16 protein-coding genes are annotated in these 17,673 nt (G+C 33.2%); 7 read left to right on the forward strand and 9 right to left on the reverse strand.

Features of this window, described 5'->3' with window-relative positions; all coding sequences use genetic code 11:
- Positions 1–7 precede the first annotated feature (7 nt).
- Genes HNV08_RS10310 through HNV08_RS10325 form a run of 4 tightly spaced genes read right to left on the reverse strand, consistent with a single transcriptional unit; the run spans position 8 to position 5,083 of the window.
- The gene (locus tag HNV08_RS10310; protein ID WP_173281232.1) at positions 8–2,191 is read right to left on the reverse strand and encodes a PepSY domain-containing protein; all 2,184 of its coding nucleotides are present in this window, start codon (positions 2,189–2,191) and stop codon (positions 8–10) included.
- Positions 2,192–2,202: 11 nt separating this feature from the next.
- The gene (locus tag HNV08_RS10315) at positions 2,203–2,688 is read right to left on the reverse strand and encodes a DUF2271 domain-containing protein (RefSeq protein ID WP_173281233.1); all 486 of its coding nucleotides are present in this window, start codon (positions 2,686–2,688) and stop codon (positions 2,203–2,205) included.
- Positions 2,689–2,700: 12 nt separating this feature from the next.
- Complete coding sequence (locus tag HNV08_RS10320) at positions 2,701–4,179, reverse strand: ankyrin repeat domain-containing protein (protein ID WP_173281234.1); 1,479 nt, start codon at positions 4,177–4,179, stop codon at positions 2,701–2,703.
- A 1-nt stretch (position 4,180) separates the two neighbouring features.
- Positions 4,181–5,083, reverse strand: coding sequence for a DUF6607 family protein (locus HNV08_RS10325; protein ID WP_173281235.1), 903 nt, complete (start codon positions 5,081–5,083; stop codon positions 4,181–4,183).
- Between the two features lie 105 nt (positions 5,084–5,188).
- Here HNV08_RS10325 and HNV08_RS10330 point away from each other — a divergent pair, with 105 nt between their 5' ends.
- The 3 genes from HNV08_RS10330 to HNV08_RS10340 all read left to right on the forward strand — a co-directional run bounded on the left by HNV08_RS10330 (position 5,189) and on the right by HNV08_RS10340 (position 9,760).
- Positions 5,189–7,327, forward strand: coding sequence for a TonB-dependent receptor plug domain-containing protein (locus HNV08_RS10330; protein WP_173281236.1), 2,139 nt, complete (start codon positions 5,189–5,191; stop codon positions 7,325–7,327).
- 12 nt (positions 7,328–7,339) lie between these two features.
- A complete protein-coding gene (locus tag HNV08_RS10335) occupies positions 7,340–8,422 on the forward strand; it encodes an HmuY family protein (protein ID WP_173281237.1) in 1,083 nt (360 codons plus the stop codon).
- A gap of 84 nt (positions 8,423–8,506) precedes the next feature.
- Positions 8,507–9,760, forward strand: a complete 1,254-nt coding sequence (locus tag HNV08_RS10340; RefSeq protein WP_173281238.1) for a T9SS type A sorting domain-containing protein — start codon at positions 8,507–8,509, stop codon at positions 9,758–9,760.
- A gap of 62 nt (positions 9,761–9,822) precedes the next feature.
- Here the strand turns inward: HNV08_RS10340 and HNV08_RS10345 are convergent, their stop codons facing one another.
- The 3 genes from HNV08_RS10345 to HNV08_RS10355 all read right to left on the reverse strand — a co-directional run bounded on the left by HNV08_RS10345 (position 9,823) and on the right by HNV08_RS10355 (position 12,402).
- A complete protein-coding gene (locus tag HNV08_RS10345) occupies positions 9,823–10,686 on the reverse strand; it encodes a hydroxymethylglutaryl-CoA lyase (RefSeq protein WP_173281239.1) in 864 nt (287 codons plus the stop codon).
- 61 nt (positions 10,687–10,747) lie between these two features.
- Positions 10,748–11,365 (reverse strand): LysE family translocator, encoded by a 618-nt coding sequence (locus HNV08_RS10350; protein WP_173281240.1) that lies wholly within the window; start codon positions 11,363–11,365, stop codon positions 10,748–10,750.
- Positions 11,366–11,370: 5 nt separating this feature from the next.
- Positions 11,371–12,402 (reverse strand): quinone-dependent dihydroorotate dehydrogenase, encoded by a 1,032-nt coding sequence (locus HNV08_RS10355; protein ID WP_173281241.1) that lies wholly within the window; start codon positions 12,400–12,402, stop codon positions 11,371–11,373.
- A gap of 114 nt (positions 12,403–12,516) precedes the next feature.
- On the opposite strand from HNV08_RS10355, the gene pepT reads away from it, so the two are divergent.
- From pepT to HNV08_RS10375, 4 genes are all read left to right on the forward strand, one after another.
- Positions 12,517–13,755, forward strand: coding sequence for a peptidase T (pepT, locus tag HNV08_RS10360; protein ID WP_173281242.1), 1,239 nt, complete (start codon positions 12,517–12,519; stop codon positions 13,753–13,755).
- A 113-nt stretch (positions 13,756–13,868) separates the two neighbouring features.
- Positions 13,869–14,234: a DUF2200 domain-containing protein gene (locus HNV08_RS10365; protein WP_173281243.1), complete on the forward strand. Its 366-nt coding sequence runs from the start codon at positions 13,869–13,871 to the stop codon at positions 14,232–14,234.
- A gap of 96 nt (positions 14,235–14,330) precedes the next feature.
- Positions 14,331–15,929, forward strand: coding sequence for a T9SS type A sorting domain-containing protein (locus tag HNV08_RS10370; protein WP_173281244.1), 1,599 nt, complete (start codon positions 14,331–14,333; stop codon positions 15,927–15,929).
- A 30-nt stretch (positions 15,930–15,959) separates the two neighbouring features.
- Positions 15,960–16,559 carry a YdeI/OmpD-associated family protein gene (locus HNV08_RS10375; protein WP_173281245.1) on the forward strand — a complete coding sequence of 200 codons (600 nt, stop codon included), beginning with the start codon at positions 15,960–15,962 and terminating at the stop codon, positions 16,557–16,559.
- Positions 16,560–16,637: 78 nt separating this feature from the next.
- Here HNV08_RS10375 and yajC read toward each other — a convergent pair whose 3' ends face one another.
- Positions 16,638–16,928, reverse strand: a complete 291-nt coding sequence (gene yajC, locus HNV08_RS10380) for a preprotein translocase subunit YajC (protein WP_173281246.1) — start codon at positions 16,926–16,928, stop codon at positions 16,638–16,640.
- A 20-nt stretch (positions 16,929–16,948) separates the two neighbouring features.
- Entirely contained in the window at positions 16,949–17,527 is a 579-nt protein-coding gene (locus HNV08_RS10385; protein WP_173281247.1) for a DUF1573 domain-containing protein, read from the reverse strand.
- Positions 17,528–17,673: the final 146 nt, after the last annotated feature.

Below are 17,673 nucleotides of genomic sequence, written 5' to 3' on the forward strand. Positions count from 1 at the left end.
ATTTATTTTAATAACAATCCATTCGCAGCTGATCGTTATTTTGAAACGTACTCAATGGTTTGTTTAATGTTTTTATTGTAATATTATTTAATACCTCTAAAACGCAATTTTGCATTGCGATAGATCCACAAATCATAACGACACCTCCTGCCGATAAATGTCTAGCTATAAAGGTTTTATTTTGAGGTAGTATATCTTGTACATATATCTTTTCCGCTTGCTCTTGTGAATATGAAACATAGAGTTGGGCTAGTTTACCATCATTTAAGTAATCGGTATATAAGTTTAGGGATGCCTTAGTGCGTCCACCCCAAAATAGATGTATATTATTCTGGTTTTGATGTTCTTGAATCATGCCTAAGAATGGCGCAATACCTGTTCCGTTTGCAATTAATACAACATCTTTAGTTGCCTTTGGTAAATGAAAATCTTGATTGGGCTCAATAGTCGCAGTAATTAAATCTGATGGAAGTAATTGACTAAAATAGGTAGAACACACACCTTTATCATGTTTTTTAATACTAAGCAGAATATCATTTCCTATTTGGGCTATGGAATATTGTCTTGCTGCTTCGTCCGTATTTGGTCTAAACGCTAATAAATCGCCAGACTGAAATTTAATATGCTTCAATGGTTTGAGTTGAATTAAAAACGTATTATCCACATTTAATGCAGTGCGCTTTACAACTTCAAATTGTCTGGTATATTTTGAACTATGTTTTTCAACGGGTTGTTTAATTTTTAGTTGACTATTATTAATTGTATTCCATTGAGAAACCCAATTATTAAAGGCTTCAAACGACTGATTATTAATTTTAACAAGCTCAAGTGTTCTATTGAAGCTTTTATGCTTAAGCAATAAGTCATCTATCACTTCGGCATATTTACAATAAGCTGGATACAACAAAGATCCGAAACCTACAACAGCGTAATCGATTACCTTGTTTTGAGATGTGCTTTCTAATAATTTTTCAAATTTATTAGCATTAATTGGAGCTTCGCCTTCACCATAGGTCGATGTAAAAATTGTTAATTGTTCTGCATTATTGTACGCTGTATAATTATTTAAATCTGAAATAAAAGCCGTTTTGCCGTCTGCCAATAACGCTTTGTAAAAGAGGTTGGCTAATTTGTAGGTACTACCTGTTTCTGAACCGACTAGAATAATATGCTCTGCTTCCTCTTTTGTGTATTTGTTTTTAACTTTTTCTGCTGTTTTTCGACGTTTTAAAGTCATAGCGAAACCAGAATATATAAAGAATAGCAACGCTACACTCACCAAGAATAAGACTATGGACCACCATATGGAACTTTGACCAGTATGCAAAAACAAACTCCAGTCTGATAATATCTTGACTATTGGATAAACTTGCTCACTAACGACTATTCCATTAAACTGATTAACTAAAAGTTCTTTATCCTTTAATTTTAAAAAGAAGTAATCTTCGATATCATCTGAAAATGGAAACTCTAAACTTTCAACTTCTGAAATTTTTAACGCATTGAATAGTTCAAAATCTGAAATATGCATACGATCAACGGTTCCTAATTCAGCATCAGGATAGGTATGTGATATGTTTGTTTCTGGTAATAATGAAAACTTTTCAAGCGACAAATAAACACCAGTAAGTGCAACAATAATGACCGGAATTAATAACCAACGTCCTATGATGACGTGGTAATATTGTTCGAAATTTTCGTTTATAATTTTCGAAAAAAAGCGCATTATTCCACCTTGTCTTCTCGCTATTAACACCATGCCTGTTAAGGCCATGAGAATTAAGAAGAACGATACTAAACCAACAATAAAACGGCCAGTAGATTTTAAAAATAAGGAACGATGTAAATTGGTAGTGAATCTAAATATTGGTGCTTTTTCAATGCGTTCACCAAGCTTTTCTCCTGTTTCTGGATTAATGTAAAACGTTTCGTTATGACCTTCTTTTGTAATTACAGAAGCTACAACAAAATCATTTTCATCGGTTGCAATGGTAATAATTTCGTCATAGCGTTCTGATAGACTACTAATAGTCGTACTTAAAGATGTATTGCTATTAATCTTATAAGGTTGTAGCTGGTTAGAAATAGGCTCAAAAGCCAAAATTGCACCAGTTACTGAAGCTAAAATTATAAAAAGTGAAGACACTAAAGCCAACATAAGATGACTAAATCTCCAAATAGAAATGGTCATTTCATTGGATTTTATTGAGCCATTAAACGTATATATCTAATAAAGCCTTTGCCTTCTACTTTACTTTTTACACTTGCTGAAGTTAATTCTAATTCCACATCACTTTCGTAATATTCTTGATCTTCAACAGCCGTTTCAAATCTTAATTTATAACCTTTATCAATTTTATCGTTATCAATTTCTATAACGCTAATAGCACGTTCACCACCACTAATAGTTGCTCCTGTAATAGCATCAATATTAGGTCTACGTTTACCGTAAAATTGCCACCAAGATTCTACTGTATTATACCACTCATCATCATCACCTTTTACATTTAAGGTTTCTACATATTCACCTTCTGGATTTAATAAAGAAATTACAATATAAGCGCCTTCTCCAGTATAATTTGTCATTTGAATCATGCATTTGTATTTGCTAGATTCTGTAAAATTTGTAAAGGATACCAATCCTAATACAAGAATAGATAATAAGGTTATTAATTTTATTTTTTTCATCTTTAAAAGTTGTTATTTTAAAAATTCAATTGAAACTTTTTGCTTTGAAAGTAATTCGTTTTCTTGAGCCAAATCATAGGCAGATTCTTCAAAATCTGTAGTTACTTTTTTATCTGCGCCTTGTGCTATTAAAAATTTAAGAATAGCATCATCTTTAGCTTTCATTGCTGCTAAATGTAATGCTGTATTGCCTTCACTATTTTTAGCATTGATATCTTGCTTCATTTCTGTTGCCAACTTTAACAACTCTAAACTGTTTTTTTCAACCGCTAAATGATACCAAGTATTTCCTGATTTTTGCACTGTAGACAAATCAATATTTCTACGTTTTAGTAATGCCAGCTTTTCAGAAAATTGGGCCTTATTTCTGCTTGAATAAGAATTGATTAAGTAATAGGTTAAATCGTTTCCTTTTTCATCAATGACTGAGGTATCAGCACCATTATTAAGTAAAAATTCTACAACATCAGCATCATTTCCACCAACTGCTAACGATAAAGCAGATTGACCTTTTTTGTTTTTTAAATTTACCTCCTTTAAATATTGAGATAACGACTTTACTATAGTTAAATTATTTCTTGAAGCCGCATTCATAAATGCAGAATTACCACGATTATCTGTAGCGAAAACATCGACACCTTTTTCTATAAAATGGTTAATTACCGTTTCATCTTTACTACTTGACGCTAAAATGTGTAATGGGTTAATGCCATCATTATTTGAAACATTAGGATTTAAGCCAACACTTTCAAGATATTTATAAACCTCAATTCCATTAGATGTTCCTCGTGTGCCAGTTGCTGCAAATAAAAAGGCTTGGTCTGTGCCTTTTAGCCCTTTTTCTATAAGTGATTTCATTAATTCTATATTGCCAGCTTTCGCCACATAATTAAAGATGCCGTTGTCATCGTTATCTACACTTTTAATATCTAATCCTTGTGACTGAAAATAGCTTATTAATTTAAAATCCGTATCCTTTGGCGCACCTAATAATAAGGCATTAGCGCCATTGGGATTTTTCTTTTTAATAAGATCTGGATTCTTATTTAAAATGAGGTCATAAACTTTAGTGTTGGCTTGGCCTGCTCCTGCTGCAAAATTGATAATTGTACTGCCTTTATCGTCTGTAAGATCAGTTTTAGCACCATTTTCTAATAAGTATGCTACAATTTCAGTATTGCCTTTATAGGCAGCCCAAAAAATGTAAGTTCTACCATCGTGCGTTAGTTTATTTACATCATTTCCTTTTTGTGACATTAAATAAACAATAGACTTAAACGGTGCATTTTGTAAAATAGCATATACAACACCATCAAAATTATTGTTATTGGCTTCAGATGGATTATTGCCTTCCTTAATCTTTTTCTCTAAGATTTCAACACTTGGTTTAGAGTCCCAAAATTCTCTGTGTAAAAAAACATTACTTTGAGAAAACGCTTGAAAACTTAAGGCGAATACTAAAACGGCTAAATAGGTTTTTAAATGCTTCATATTATTTTTTTACAAACGACTCTATAGTAGTCTCAATTTCTTTTTGCTCTACAACGGCATCATCAAACAAATGCTTATATAAAGGCTTGTTATCTACTTTAGTTTCTAATACTAAATCTTTATTTCTTCCGTAAACCTCATCCCATTTACTTCTCACTAAAGCCCATTTGTCTTGATGTTCTTTCCACCAGTCTTGTGCTGCTTGGCATCTGCTGTCATCCACTTTTACATAGGTATTATACCCCTTTTCTTTGGCTAAAACAACATCGTCTTTTCCTTCTTCTCTTATTATTTTAGAATTATCTTGGTCATGTAACCAACCGTATTTAGTGATTTCTTGTCGGTTACCTCTCAAGGTCACATTATAATCGCTACGTTTTGTATACTCTCTTCTAGGTAAAGGTGCTGTAGTTTCGTTTTCCCAATAGCTTTTACCATCTACATGTACCCAAGTTGAAGACCCTTCGTAACGTGGACTGTCATCTACTTGATATACTTTTTGTGTCCATTGTCCTTTAACCTCGTCTTTAGATTTATTTTCAAACACCCATTCGTTATCGCCATTATACATATAGAAATCTTTGTTTTCAAACAACCAATCTTGTCTCCAATGCTTTATTATCATTGGTTGGTCTGGTCGTCCTACCTGCAATAAATGCTGAATAGAAATTTTATCATCGGCATCAGTTACTAATTGTGCCCACTCTAATCCTTTGTCTACTTTAGTTTTTGAAGGTCTATATAAAGAATCTTCACTATAAGAAAAGGTTTCGGCAAAATTAAAGGTGACTTCATAACAACCACACATCTCTTTAATAGCTTCTTGATCTTGTGATTTCTTTTTTTGCGCATTAATACTAAAAGTAAGTGCTAATACTAAGGTTAAAATTACAGTGCTTTTCATTTTATCTAATTTACTTTTTGTGTTTGAAAAAAAATTTAAAAAAAACTTATTCTTATTTAGAACGAATTAAAATAAGATTATATATTTGCGACAAATTTAACTAGAATGAGTCTAAATAAAAATAAAATTACAATTTATTTTTTTCTTTTTTTCTTTTCGTTCGCAATTGCTCAAGAAAGAACGGCTGCTGTTGATAGCACCAAAACAGAATCATTAGACGAGGTAGTTGTCACAGGGCAAATCAACCCTACTTCTATTAAAAAATCTGTACATAATGTCATTGTTATAAACAGGAAACAAATTGAACAAGTTGCTGCCAATAATCTTGCAGATTTACTCAACTTTAATCTTAACCTTAATATTATCCCGAATGCTCAAACAGGTCGTTCTACGATTTCATTTTTTGGTTTAGACTCACAATACTTCAATATATTAATTGATAACATACCAATGGTTAGTGATAATGGATTTGGTAACAATATAGATTTAACCCAAATTAATCTCGATAATATAGAACGAATAGAGATTGTAGAAGGTGCAATGGGTGTGGAGTATGGTGCCAATGCGGTCTCTGGTGTTATTAATATTATCACTAAAAAATCTATAGATAACGATTGGCGCATACAAGCTTATGTACAAGAAGAAACCGTTAGCGATGAATATGCTTGGTTTGATAAAGGTAGACATATACAAGCCTTAAGTATTACCCACAATATCAACGATAAATGGATGGCAAAAATTGGAGCTAATCGCAATGATTTTGCCGGATTCTTAAATAACAGAGAAGGTGAAAATTATTATCAAAACGATGGTCTTAGAGGTTATGAATGGCTTCCTAAAGAACAATTAACCACAAATGCCTTAATAAATTATAAAGGAAATAATTTTAGACTCGTTTATAAATTTGAATACTTTAATGAAAACATAAACTTTTACGATGCCTCAGTAAGAGCCAATATAGACACCGAAAGCCAAACTAGTAATCCTTCTGCTACAGACAAGATTTACACTACCAATAGGTTTGTAAACAACCTTAATATCAATGGTAAACTGAACTCTGGCGCTAACTATAATGCCTCAATTTCTTATCAACAACAAGAGCGCGATTTAAATGAATTTAATTACTATATTTTAAGTAGAGAACGTAGTAATGAAACAGATGAAACCTATCAATCTAGTAAAGTTTTATTCTCCAAAGGAACCATTGGAAATTTAGTAAAGAGCGACAGTTATAATTTTCAATTAGGTTATGAAGCACGTTACATGGAAGGCTTTGATACACAAGCCTCAGGAAGCATCACACAACAAGATAAAACAAATACCCAAACTAATTTAGCGGTCTTTACAACGTCTGAGTTTAACTTAACTGAAAACTTCTCACTACGTCCTGGCTTTAGATATGAATATAATACGCTTTTCGATTCTAAATTCTTAGCCTCATTAAGCGCAAGATATCTCATGAATAAAGGTTTTGAACTCCGAGGAAACGTTGGCACTTCTTACAGAGTGCCCAATTTTGAAGAGCTCTATTATTACTTTGTAGACTCTAACCATGACGTGCAAGGGAATGAAGATTTAAACCCAGAAAATGGCTATTCTGCATTTTTAAATTTAAAGAAAAAAAGCTGGTTTAACAACTCATCCTTAACCAATAATTTAAAAGTTAGCTATTTAGATGTTTCAGATAAAATTGATCTCGCTGTTGTTAACACAACACCATTACAATATCAATTTATTAATATAGACAAATATAAATTATTAGGTTTTACCTTAGAAAACACTTTACAAAGGGAAAACGTCTCATTTAATTTAGGTGCAACCCTTCAAGGTATTTCTAGAATTAATAATAGTGAGACTAATAGTAATGATGATTTTTTATACAATCTTCAGCTTAACACAAGTGCATCCTACTATGTAGAACCATGGAAAACTAGCTTTACGCTACTTTTAAAATACAATGGAGCACAAGAACAGTATTATGCTTCTGGCACAGACACAGATGGCAATTCTACATTTACTTTGGCAAAAACTGATGCCTATAGTTGGGTAGATACCTCTATAAAAAAATCCTTTTTTGAAAACAAAATAGATCTCACATTTGGTGCGCGCAACCTTTTTGATGTAACTAATGTCAACGTGAGCAATTCTGCAACAGGTGGCACTCACAGCACAACCAATAGTTCACTACTATTAGGCTATGGTCGTTCTTTTTATCTCAAATTATTATATAATCTTAATTTTTAAACACTAACACATATGAAACATAATTTTTTAAAACTCGTACTTTGCTTTGGTATTATTGCTTTTAATAGCTGTAGTAGCGATGACGACACTTCTGGACCAATCTCCATTGTTATAGAAGGCGCAGAAGTTACTCCAGATGTTGGAGGTTCTAATGAAGAAAACCAAGTATATATTGACTTAAGTACAAATACTTCAACAGCTGTACAAAGAGACTCTTGGGATTTAGGATTTTACTCTGGATCAGATTTTAGAGTTGCCATTAACGGTTCTATTTATATGGCGACCGCAGAATTATCATCTACAGATATCGATGCCATCAATTCTTCAACGACTGAAGTACAAGATCTACAACCACAAGTTGCAATCGGTACTTTTGACGCTGATAACATGGAATTTATTGATGCACCATATGGTCAAATTACAGAAACTGCAATTGAGGCTATTTCGTCTACAGAAGCAGAAAACCCAGTCTATTTAGTGAATTTAGGCTATGAAGTGGGTACAGAAGAAGCTGCTACAGGTAGCGTTGCCGTTGCAGGTGATGCAAGAGGATGGAAAAAAATTAGAGTTCTACGCGATGGTAATGATTACGTTCTTCAATATGCTGATTTAGATGATACCACACACCAAGAAGTTACTATTTCTAAAAACAGCACGTATAATTTTACCTTCTTTAGTTTTAATACGGAAACTGAAGTAAGCGTTGAACCTGAAAAATCAGAATGGGATTTAAACTTTACTGTGTTTACCAACGAAATTGAAGGTTATGGTTCTTATGGTTATTCAGATTTCGTAGTCACTAACACCAAAGGTGGTGCAGTTTCTTATAAAATTGATACTGAAACTGAAGCTTACACCTACGAAGATTTTACACTAACTGATGCCCTATCAATTGCTTTTGATAATGACCAAAGAAACATTGGTAGTTCTTGGAGAGTTGGTGGTGGACCAAGTAGTTCTCCTGCATTAATAGATACCGTATTTTATATCGTAAATGATACTTCAGGAAACTATTACAAATTACAATTTATAGCTATGTATAGTGACGATGGTGAACGTGGTCACCCAAAATTTGTTTATAGCTTACTACAATAAAAACAACAACTAAAAAGGAGTAGTGCTCTACTCCTTTTTTTACCAATGAAGTCAAACATTAGAATCATTTTAAATAACAAACCAATGAAAAAAACATTACAATTTTTAACTTTCGTACTCATTAGCACTACAACTTTCGCGCAAGAAACAGTTGTTAACTTATCTATGCAACCTACCTACGCTGACCAAGTGTATTACAAATTAAGTACCGAAACAGCAACCGCTTTCGCAAGGGATTCTTGGGATATAGCTTTTTTAAGAACTAGTGCTTATAGCTTTGGAATGCGCGTTAATAGTGGTATTGGGATAGAAGTTTTCGAAGCAGCTAACACTGCTGCTGGTTATGATACAATCGATATCGCCAATGAAGCCAATTGGACACCACTTTATAATAGTGAAACAACATGGAGCGATGGTGCTTTTGAGAAAGGATCTGCAACATATGGCTTTGGCGAATACAACCCTGTGACTCATGGTGTTGAAGGAACAATTGTATTTGTATTAAAATATGCAGACGGAACCTACAGAAAGTTTATTAACGAAGATTATGCTGCTGGTTATACGTTTAAATATGCAACTTGGGATGCTAGTACTTCTACTTGGAGTGCAGACCAAACTGTGACGATACCTAACACAAATAATCCAGACAATAAATTCAACTACTACTCTTTACAAAATGATGCAGAAGTTGTCGCGGAACCAGCAATTAGCGATTGGGATTTTGTTTTTACTAAGTATGCAACAGATTATTATGGAGATGGTAGTTTATATTATCCTGTAACAGGAGCATTACACAGTGATGAAGTAACTGTTGCACAAAATGATGAAGCTTCTGGGATGCCATCAAACCCAACGTTAACTTATTCTGATGAGATAAATACAATTGGTTCAGATTGGAAAACTTTAAACGCCTCTTATACATACGATGTTAACTCTAACAAAGCATATTACGTAAAATACGCTGATGATACTGTATATAGATTTTATTTTACAGCGTTTGGCGGAAGCAGCACAGGAGATATCACTTTAAATTTTGAAAATGTAACCAATGCATTGAGTATTGAGGACATTAATGATTCCGTTTCATTTGGTATATATCCAAACCCTTCAACAGACAAAAAAGTGAATTTAATTTATGACGTTGCTGCTTTATCTTTAAATAAAAACGAAGTGTCTATATTTTCTATAACAGGTAAAAAGGTATTTCAAACAAACCTTAATTCAAATTCAGGTTTCTACAATACAGCTTTAGATTTATCTTCATTAGTAGATGGTGTTTATGTATTACAGTTTACATCGGGTAATCAAAGTGCAACGAAAAAATTAATACTTAATTAAGTAAACCCTTAGATTTTGTTTTATTGAAAAAAGTCCTTGCATTAAGTTATGAGGGCTTTTTTTTAATGAAATACACTAAAAATCTTAGTCGCTTCATTATGCGAACTTTCAAAACACATGGCATTAAGATCGTGTGCTTTTTTCTGAGTGAAATAAGACAACATTTTTTCTGTTGGCATATTACCAGTTAATACATCCTTTGCCATAGGACAACCACCATAACCTTGTATTGCACCATCAAAGCGTCTACATCCAGCCTTGTATGCTGCATCAATTTTTTCAAACCAAGATGTTGGTGTTGTATGTAAATGAGCACCAAATTCTATATTAGAATATGACGGAATTAAGTTTGAAAACAAATAATCAATATTCTCTGCATCCGAACTACCAATAGTATCACTTAACGACAGTATTTTTACGCCCATTTTAGATAAACGCTCTGTCCACTCGCCTACGATATCTACATTCCATGGATCTCCATAAGGATTTCCAAATCCCATAGATATATAAACAACCACTTGTTTATTGTTTTTATCAGCAATTTCTAAAATTTCTGAAAGTGTAACCACAGATTGTGCTATGGTTTTATGTGTATTACGCATCTGAAAGTTCTCTGAAATCGAAAACGGGAAACCTAAATAATCAATTTCGGCATGTTTTGAAGCATCTACTGCTCCTCTAGTATTAGCAATAATTGCTAACAATTTGCTGACCGTTTTACTTAAATCGAGCTGTGCTAATACTTCAGCAGTATCTACCATTTGAGGTATCGCTTTTGGCGATACAAAACTGCCAAAATCTATCGTGTCAAACCCTACTCGAAGTAAAGATTGTATATACTGTACCTTCTTTTCTGTTGGTATAAAGGCCTTTATGCCTTGCATAGCATCTCGTGGACATTCTATAATTTTAACAGCTTTATTCATTGTTTCAAATATACATTAATTGAATATGAACTCGAAAATGAAATTGAAACTTAACATTCTATTATATTAATATAAAAATAGCTATTCCAACAAATACAACAATCTGAAGCCACTTTAAAACCATCCCAGAATTGTTATGTTTTACAACATATGTTTTTATGTTTCCCGCCAATAAAGCAATTGAAGAAAACACTAAAAACGACACTAGCATAAAAAGACCACCTAAAATATAGAATTGAATAACATGACTTAAAGTGTCACTAAATAAAAATCCTGGAAAAAAAGCTAAAAAGAATATCGTCACTTTAGGGTTGAGTACATTCATAAAAAAACCCTGAACAAATAAACCTGTTAAACTTTTTTTAGGCGCTACGTTAGATTCTAAATTTAACTGACCATCAGATCTATAAACTTTAAATGCTAGGTATAACAGGTAAATGGCACCCAATAATTTAATGCCAAAAAATAAATCTTCATTTGCAGCAATTATTGCCGAAACGCCAAATGCCAATAATGTGGTATGTATTAAGCAACCTGCTATTAAACCACACACTGTAGCCATTCCGTAAGATTTACCATTACTGATACTTTGTACTAAAACATAGATATTGTCTGGTCCTGGCGAAATGGCTAATGCTATTGTTGCTAGTGCAAATGATATAAGAATGTCGTAATTCAATAAAATTACCTCTTTAAAATGGCTTTATTAATTTTCTTTACAAGCTTTGGCCCTTCATATATAAAACCAGTATATACTTGTACTAAATCTGCTCCTGCGTCTAATTTCTCTATAGCATCTTTTGCAGAATGAATACCTCCTACTCCAATAATAGGAAATGCTTTATTGCTTTTATCTGCTAAATATTTAATCACATTTGTAGATTTTGCTTTAATTGGCTGTCCGCTTAAACCTCCATTACCGATTTCTTCAAGTCTGGCATCAGTTGTCTTTAATCCCGTTCTATCTACAGATGTATTGCTGGCAATAACACCATCGAGATGCGTTTCTGCAATAAGCTCCACAATCTCATCTAACTGTATGTTGTTTAAATCTGGTGCGATTTTTAATAGTATAGGTTTTTGTTTACTACACTTTGAATTTGCTTTTTGTACTGATGATATTAGCTCTAACAAGTAATCTTTATCATTCAGTTTGGCATGGCTACTAACATTAGGGCAACTAACGTTAAGTACAAAATAATCTACATAAGGATGCAATGCATTAAAACAGTCTAGATAATCTTTGGTATAATCTTCTGGCAGTGTTTGTGTATTTTTACCAATGTTTCCACCAATAATCACTTTTCCTTTATTCTTTTTTAGCTGCGAAATTGCGGCTTCTAAACCTTCATTATTAAAACCCATTCGGTTAATAATGCCTTTATCTTCTTTAAGTCTAAAAAGCCGTTGCTTCGGATTTCCTTCTTGCGCTTTTGGTGTTACGGTCCCAATTTCAATAAATCCAAATCCAAAATTTGCTAATTCATTATACAACACGGCATTTTTATCAAATCCTGCCGCTAAACCAACTGGGTTTTTAAATTTCAAGCCAAATAATTCTCGTTCTAGTTGTTTGTCTTCAACAACATACATCGCTTTAAAAAGATGCTTTACACCTGGAATTTTAGACAAATTCAGAATTAAAGAAAAGGTAAAATAATGGATTTTTTCAGGATCGAAACTAAATAAAACTGGACGAATTATAGATTTATACATCTTTTTGGTTTTGCTACGCAAAAATAAGTCAATTACTGTCAAATTAAAAGAAACAGAACTAAGACTTGTGCTTTAGTTAAGGGTTAACTATTTTTGAAACTATAATAAATAACCATGACAAACAAACAACATATCATTGATCGTTTTATCAGCTATATAACAATAGATACAGAATCTGACCCAAGTTCTGAAACCACGCCGAGCACAGAGAAACAATGGGATTTAGCAAACAAATTAGTTGATGAACTAAAAGCTATAGGTCTTAGTGATGTTACTATAGATGACAATGCTTACATTATGGCAACTTTACCCAGTAATGTAGATCATGAGGTCCCAACCATAGGATTTATTTCGCATTTTGACACTTCACCAGATTTTACTGGTGCCAATGTGAATCCTCAAATTATAGAAAACTACGACGGCAAAGCGATTGTACTTAATGAAGCACAAAACATAATATTATCTCCAGATTATTTTGAAGATTTATTAATGTATAAAGGGCAAACCCTAATAACTACTGATGGCACCACACTTTTAGGTGCAGATGACAAAGCCGGAATCACAGAAATTGTGTCTGCAATGGAATACTTAATTCAGCATCCAGAAATTAAACACGGCACACTAAAAGTCGGTTTTACACCAGATGAAGAAATTGGTAGAGGTGCGCATAAATTTGATGTAGAAAAATTTGGTGCTGAATGGGCTTACACCATGGATGGCAGCCAAGTTGGAGAACTAGAATATGAAAACTTTAATGCTGCTGGTGCAAAAATTACCGTTAAAGGTAAAATTGTACATCCTGGTTACGCTAAAGGTAAAATGATTAACGCCATGTACTATGCTTCTGAATTTATCAATGCTTTACCACGATTAGAAACTCCAGAACACACGGAAGGTTACGAAGGATTCTTTCATTTGCATAATATGGAAGGAGACGTCGAAGAAACGACGCTTCAATATATAATTCGAGATCACGATAAAGATAAATTTGAAGCAAGAAAAGCGTTAATGGTAAAGATTGTTGAAGACTTAAACACGAAATACGAAAGTGAAGTATTTAAGATAGATGTCAAAGATCAATACTTTAACATGAAAGAAAAAGTAGAACCTGTAATGCATATTGTAGATATTGCAGAAGAAGCCATGAAAGCTGTTGGTGTTACGCCATTAATTAAAGCAATAAGAGGCGGAACGGATGGTTCTCAACTTTCTTATATGGGTTTACCTTGTCCTAATATTTTTGCAGGAGGTCATAATTTTCATGGTCGCTATGAATATGTTCCGGTAGAAAGTATTCAGAAAGCCATAGAAGTTATTGTAAAAATTGCAGAACTAACAGCGCTAAAAAAATAACTCATATTTAATTATAATATTGATAAGCAGCGTACTAAACAACCTTTAGAACGTTGCTTTTTTTTTGTACTTAAAATAAAAAATCTTAATTTTCTAAATTAAATAGAAAAACAATGACAACGACTCCAGAACATGATGATCGTGTAGCAAAATTAACCTTTGCCTCAGTTTATCCACACTATGTGTCGAAGATTGAAAAAAAAGGGCGAACCAAAGCAGAATTACACCAAGTTATTGAATGGTTAACGGGCTATGATCTTGAAACACTAAACACGCTTATTGAAGACAAAGTTACATTTAAAACGTTTTTTGAAAACGCAAATATCCACTCCAATGCGCATCTTATAAAAGGGGTTATTTGTGGCTATAGAATAGAAGAAATTGAAACAAAATTAACACGTGAGGCCAGATATTTAGATAAGCTTGTTGATGAATTAGCGAAAGGTCGTAAAATGGATAAGATTTTAAGAGCAGGTTAAACAAGACTTTGAATTAGAGCGACTACTTTCATTCGGTTACGTTGTAACATAAAAAAAGAACAAATCATTAAAAATGATCTAATAATAACGTTGATTATGGTAAAACAAAAAAAACTAAAACAATTCGCTTTACTTATACTCTTCGTTGTAAGTAACACCGTATTTGGACAAAATACAAACCTTTCTAATGGAGTCGTTTTTGATGGCGAACCTTATTTATCTATTAACCCAACCAATTCTCAGCATATTGTTGTAGCATGGATGGGATGGGTTAATTTATCGAATCAATTTAAAATAAAAACAAAAACTAGTTTTGATGGAGGGCAAACCTGGAATGCGGCTACAGAATTACCGCATACCGTAAGCGGTTACACCTCTGCGGACCCTTCAATAGATTTCGATCATAATGGTAATGTATATGTTTGTTATATAGACTTTACTGGCACTGAGGCTCCAGTTACAGGTGGCGTTTATATTTGTAAGTCTACAGATGGTGGACTAACGTGGAATGCGCCTACTGAAGTCATTAACACAAATTATGATGGCACCAAATGGCCCATTGATAGGCCTTGGATGGTTATAGACAAATCTTCTGGCTCTAACCAAGGAAACATCTATGTTACCAGCATGAATTTAAATAGAGATAACCCAAGTTACAATCCTTATTTATCCATATCTAGTGACGCTGGCGCTACGTTTACAACCACATATATTGATACTTCTGGCTGGTTAGCAGGTAGCATTAATCCCCTTCCTATGTGTTCGCCTACTGTAAGTGCTTCAGGTAAATTTTATGGTGCCTATCCATCATATGTTTTAACTCAAAGCCTCTATCCGCAGGTGTTTCTCGCAACGTCTTTAGATGCTGGTTCAAATTTCTCGTATAATACCGTAATTACACATCAAACACCAACAAATAATGGCAACTATTCTAACGCAAAAAAAGCGAGTCTTTTACTTTGTAATCCATCTAACGAAAATCATTTGGTCTACATTTATCTCAGTGCAGAACTTGGAGATTTAGATGTGTTATTAATAGAATCTACAGATGCTGGCAGCAACTGGTCTACTCCTACTAGAATCAATGATGATCCTATTGGAAATGACCGAATGCAAGACTTAATTTGGGGCGATTTTGACTCAGATGGTGATCTTATAATTAGTTGGAGAGACCGAAGAAATGGAACCGATGGGACGTATCAAAACCCAACTGAGATTTGGGCTTCTTACCGTAGTAATACAGATACTGAGTTTTCTTCAAATTTTCAAATTTCCAATCAATCTGTAGCACATGATACGGATTTAGAATATGCCGGAAATGACTTTATGTCTATAAAAACACAAGATGATATATTATATGCGTCTTGGGGAGACACAAGAGATGGCGAATTAAATATTTGGTTTCAACGCATGGCTACTGATGGTTCTGTATTATCAACACATCAAATTGCATCAGAAGATATTCCTAATATATTTATTTACCCTAATCCTACAGTGTCTAAAATTTTTGTTGAAAGCGAAAGCTTAAAAAAAGTAGTGTTATATGATCTCTCCGGAAAACAGATGCAATCCATTGATAATGACGACAACTCTACTACAATAGAGATCAATACAATGTCTATTCCTTCAGGAACATATATTGTAGAAGTTACAACTACTGAGACTACCGTGACTAAAAAAATCATGAAGCACTAATTATTAAAATGAAGTAATCCCTATTTATTAATGACAAAAATAAGTTCCGTTGAAGAATATATTGAATTAAATACGCATTACGCAGAAGCACTTCGCGTGTTGAGAAACATTATTTTAAAAACAGAATTAACTGAGACTATAAAATGGAGCATGCCAACGTATTGCTTAAATGGAAAAAATGTTCTCGGTATTGGTGCATTTAAAAATCATTTTTGCCTCTGGTTTCATCAAGGTGTGTTTTTAAAAGATGAACTCCAATTACTGCAAAATGCTCAAGACGGTAAAACTAAGGCCATGCGTCAAATGCGTTTTAATAGCAAAGTCGCAATTAACGAGGTAGCCGTTTTAGCTTATATTAAAGAAGCTATTGAAAACCAACGTATAGGAAAGGAACTAAAACCGCAACGCCAAACGCAGCCTATTGTGATACCAGAAGTATTAAAAACAGCGTTTAAATCAAATGCTAAACTTAAAGCGGCATTTAATACGTTTTCACCTTCCCATCAACGCGAATACTGTAATTATATTATAGAAGCTAAGCGACAAGACACGAAACAACGACGTTTAGAAAAAATTATTCCTATGATTATAAAGGGCAACGGATTGCATGATAAGTATAAGAACCGTTAGTAACTCTTAGTAGAAAGGTAAAAAAAAAGACCGTTCGGTTAAGAACAGTCTTTTACTATGTAGTATTAAATACAAAACTTACTTCTTAGAAGCAGGTGCATTTAATTTATTACTCATTTCCATTGATATTGCAGAACGATCAAATTTAATCTTACCAGCTAATGTTTCAATAACACAACTGTTATCTTTATCATTAAGCTCTACAACTTTGCCGTGCATTCCACTTTTTGTAATAATACGATCGCCTCTTTTTAATTCAGCTGCGAACTTTTTTTCTTGTTTAGAGCGTTTAATTTGTGGTGCTAGAATAAAAAAATACATCACAGCAAAAATGCCAATAATAGGTAAAAATGATCCTAATGATTCCATCTATAAAATATCAGTAATTATTAATCGTGGTTATGACCTTCATGACCTGGTTGCGTAGAATACTTTCTAGGTGCACTTGAAGCATCAGTAGATAAAGGATTGATTGTAGCTTTACCTGGTTGTTGTGTAGGTGTCGCTGCTTTTGCTGGTGCATTTGGATCTGCTTTTACAGAAGCCGATATTTTAACTATTTCTTTACCACTTTCAGTGTTTGTTGTCATTGTGATAGACTTAGTAACTTTACCATTACCTTTTCCGTTAAACTTTACAGCAAATTCACCTGTTTCTCCTGGTGCCACTTCTTTAGTCCAGTTAGATGGTACTGTACAACCACATGTACTTTTAATATTACTTACTACTAGTAATGAATTTCCTGTATTGGTATATTTAAATGTAGTTTCTACAGGCGTTCCGTTTTCAATAGATCCAAAATCGTGCTCAGTTTTATCTAAACTTATTACAGGAAAATCACCTGCATTGGCATCTCTTTCTGCTGCTACTGCAATGTTTTCTGTTTTAATTTTACTTGCTGCATCTTCTTTACAAGATGTAAACGCGACCATACATAATGCACTAAGTCCTAAGATTACTTTTTTCATTATTTTTATTATTAAATTAAAATTTATTTTAAGCCTGCGAAGTTAATGAATAATTTAGTCAATTAAAATTTTTAAGTTCTCGTTAACAGAATTTTGTACGAAAAAACTGTCTTTTAAAGTGGTTTTAACCTAGAAATCGTCAAAAT

This window comes from Winogradskyella eckloniae (genome assembly GCF_013249045.1).
Classification (GTDB): Bacteria; Bacteroidota; Bacteroidia; order Flavobacteriales; family Flavobacteriaceae; genus Winogradskyella; species Winogradskyella eckloniae.

Excerpts from the sequence above, each read along its gene's own strand:
- HNV08_RS10310 (WP_173281232.1), bottom strand. The coding sequence starts at position 2,191 with ATGACCATTTCTATTTGGAGATTTAGTCATCTTATGTTGGCTTTAGTG.
- HNV08_RS10315 (WP_173281233.1), bottom strand. The coding sequence starts at position 2,688 with ATGAAAAAAATAAAATTAATAACCTTATTATCTATTCTTGTATTAGGA.
- HNV08_RS10320 (WP_173281234.1), bottom strand. The coding sequence starts at position 4,179 with ATGAAGCATTTAAAAACCTATTTAGCCGTTTTAGTATTCGCCTTAAGT.
- HNV08_RS10325 (WP_173281235.1), bottom strand. The coding sequence starts at position 5,083 with ATGAAAAGCACTGTAATTTTAACCTTAGTATTAGCACTTACTTTTAGT.
- HNV08_RS10330 (WP_173281236.1), top strand. The coding sequence starts at position 5,189 with ATGAGTCTAAATAAAAATAAAATTACAATTTATTTTTTTCTTTTTTTC.
- HNV08_RS10335 (WP_173281237.1), top strand. The coding sequence starts at position 7,340 with ATGAAACATAATTTTTTAAAACTCGTACTTTGCTTTGGTATTATTGCT.
- HNV08_RS10340 (WP_173281238.1), top strand. The coding sequence starts at position 8,507 with ATGAAAAAAACATTACAATTTTTAACTTTCGTACTCATTAGCACTACA.
- HNV08_RS10345 (WP_173281239.1), bottom strand. The coding sequence starts at position 10,686 with ATGAATAAAGCTGTTAAAATTATAGAATGTCCACGAGATGCTATGCAA.
- HNV08_RS10355 (WP_173281241.1), bottom strand. The coding sequence starts at position 12,402 with ATGTATAAATCTATAATTCGTCCAGTTTTATTTAGTTTCGATCCTGAA.
- pepT (WP_173281242.1), top strand. The coding sequence starts at position 12,517 with ATGACAAACAAACAACATATCATTGATCGTTTTATCAGCTATATAACA.
- HNV08_RS10365 (WP_173281243.1), top strand. The coding sequence starts at position 13,869 with ATGACAACGACTCCAGAACATGATGATCGTGTAGCAAAATTAACCTTT.
- HNV08_RS10370 (WP_173281244.1), top strand. The coding sequence starts at position 14,331 with ATGGTAAAACAAAAAAAACTAAAACAATTCGCTTTACTTATACTCTTC.
- HNV08_RS10375 (WP_173281245.1), top strand. The coding sequence starts at position 15,960 with ATGACAAAAATAAGTTCCGTTGAAGAATATATTGAATTAAATACGCAT.
- yajC (WP_173281246.1), bottom strand. The coding sequence starts at position 16,928 with ATGGAATCATTAGGATCATTTTTACCTATTATTGGCATTTTTGCTGTG.
- HNV08_RS10385 (WP_173281247.1), bottom strand. The coding sequence starts at position 17,527 with ATGAAAAAAGTAATCTTAGGACTTAGTGCATTATGTATGGTCGCGTTT.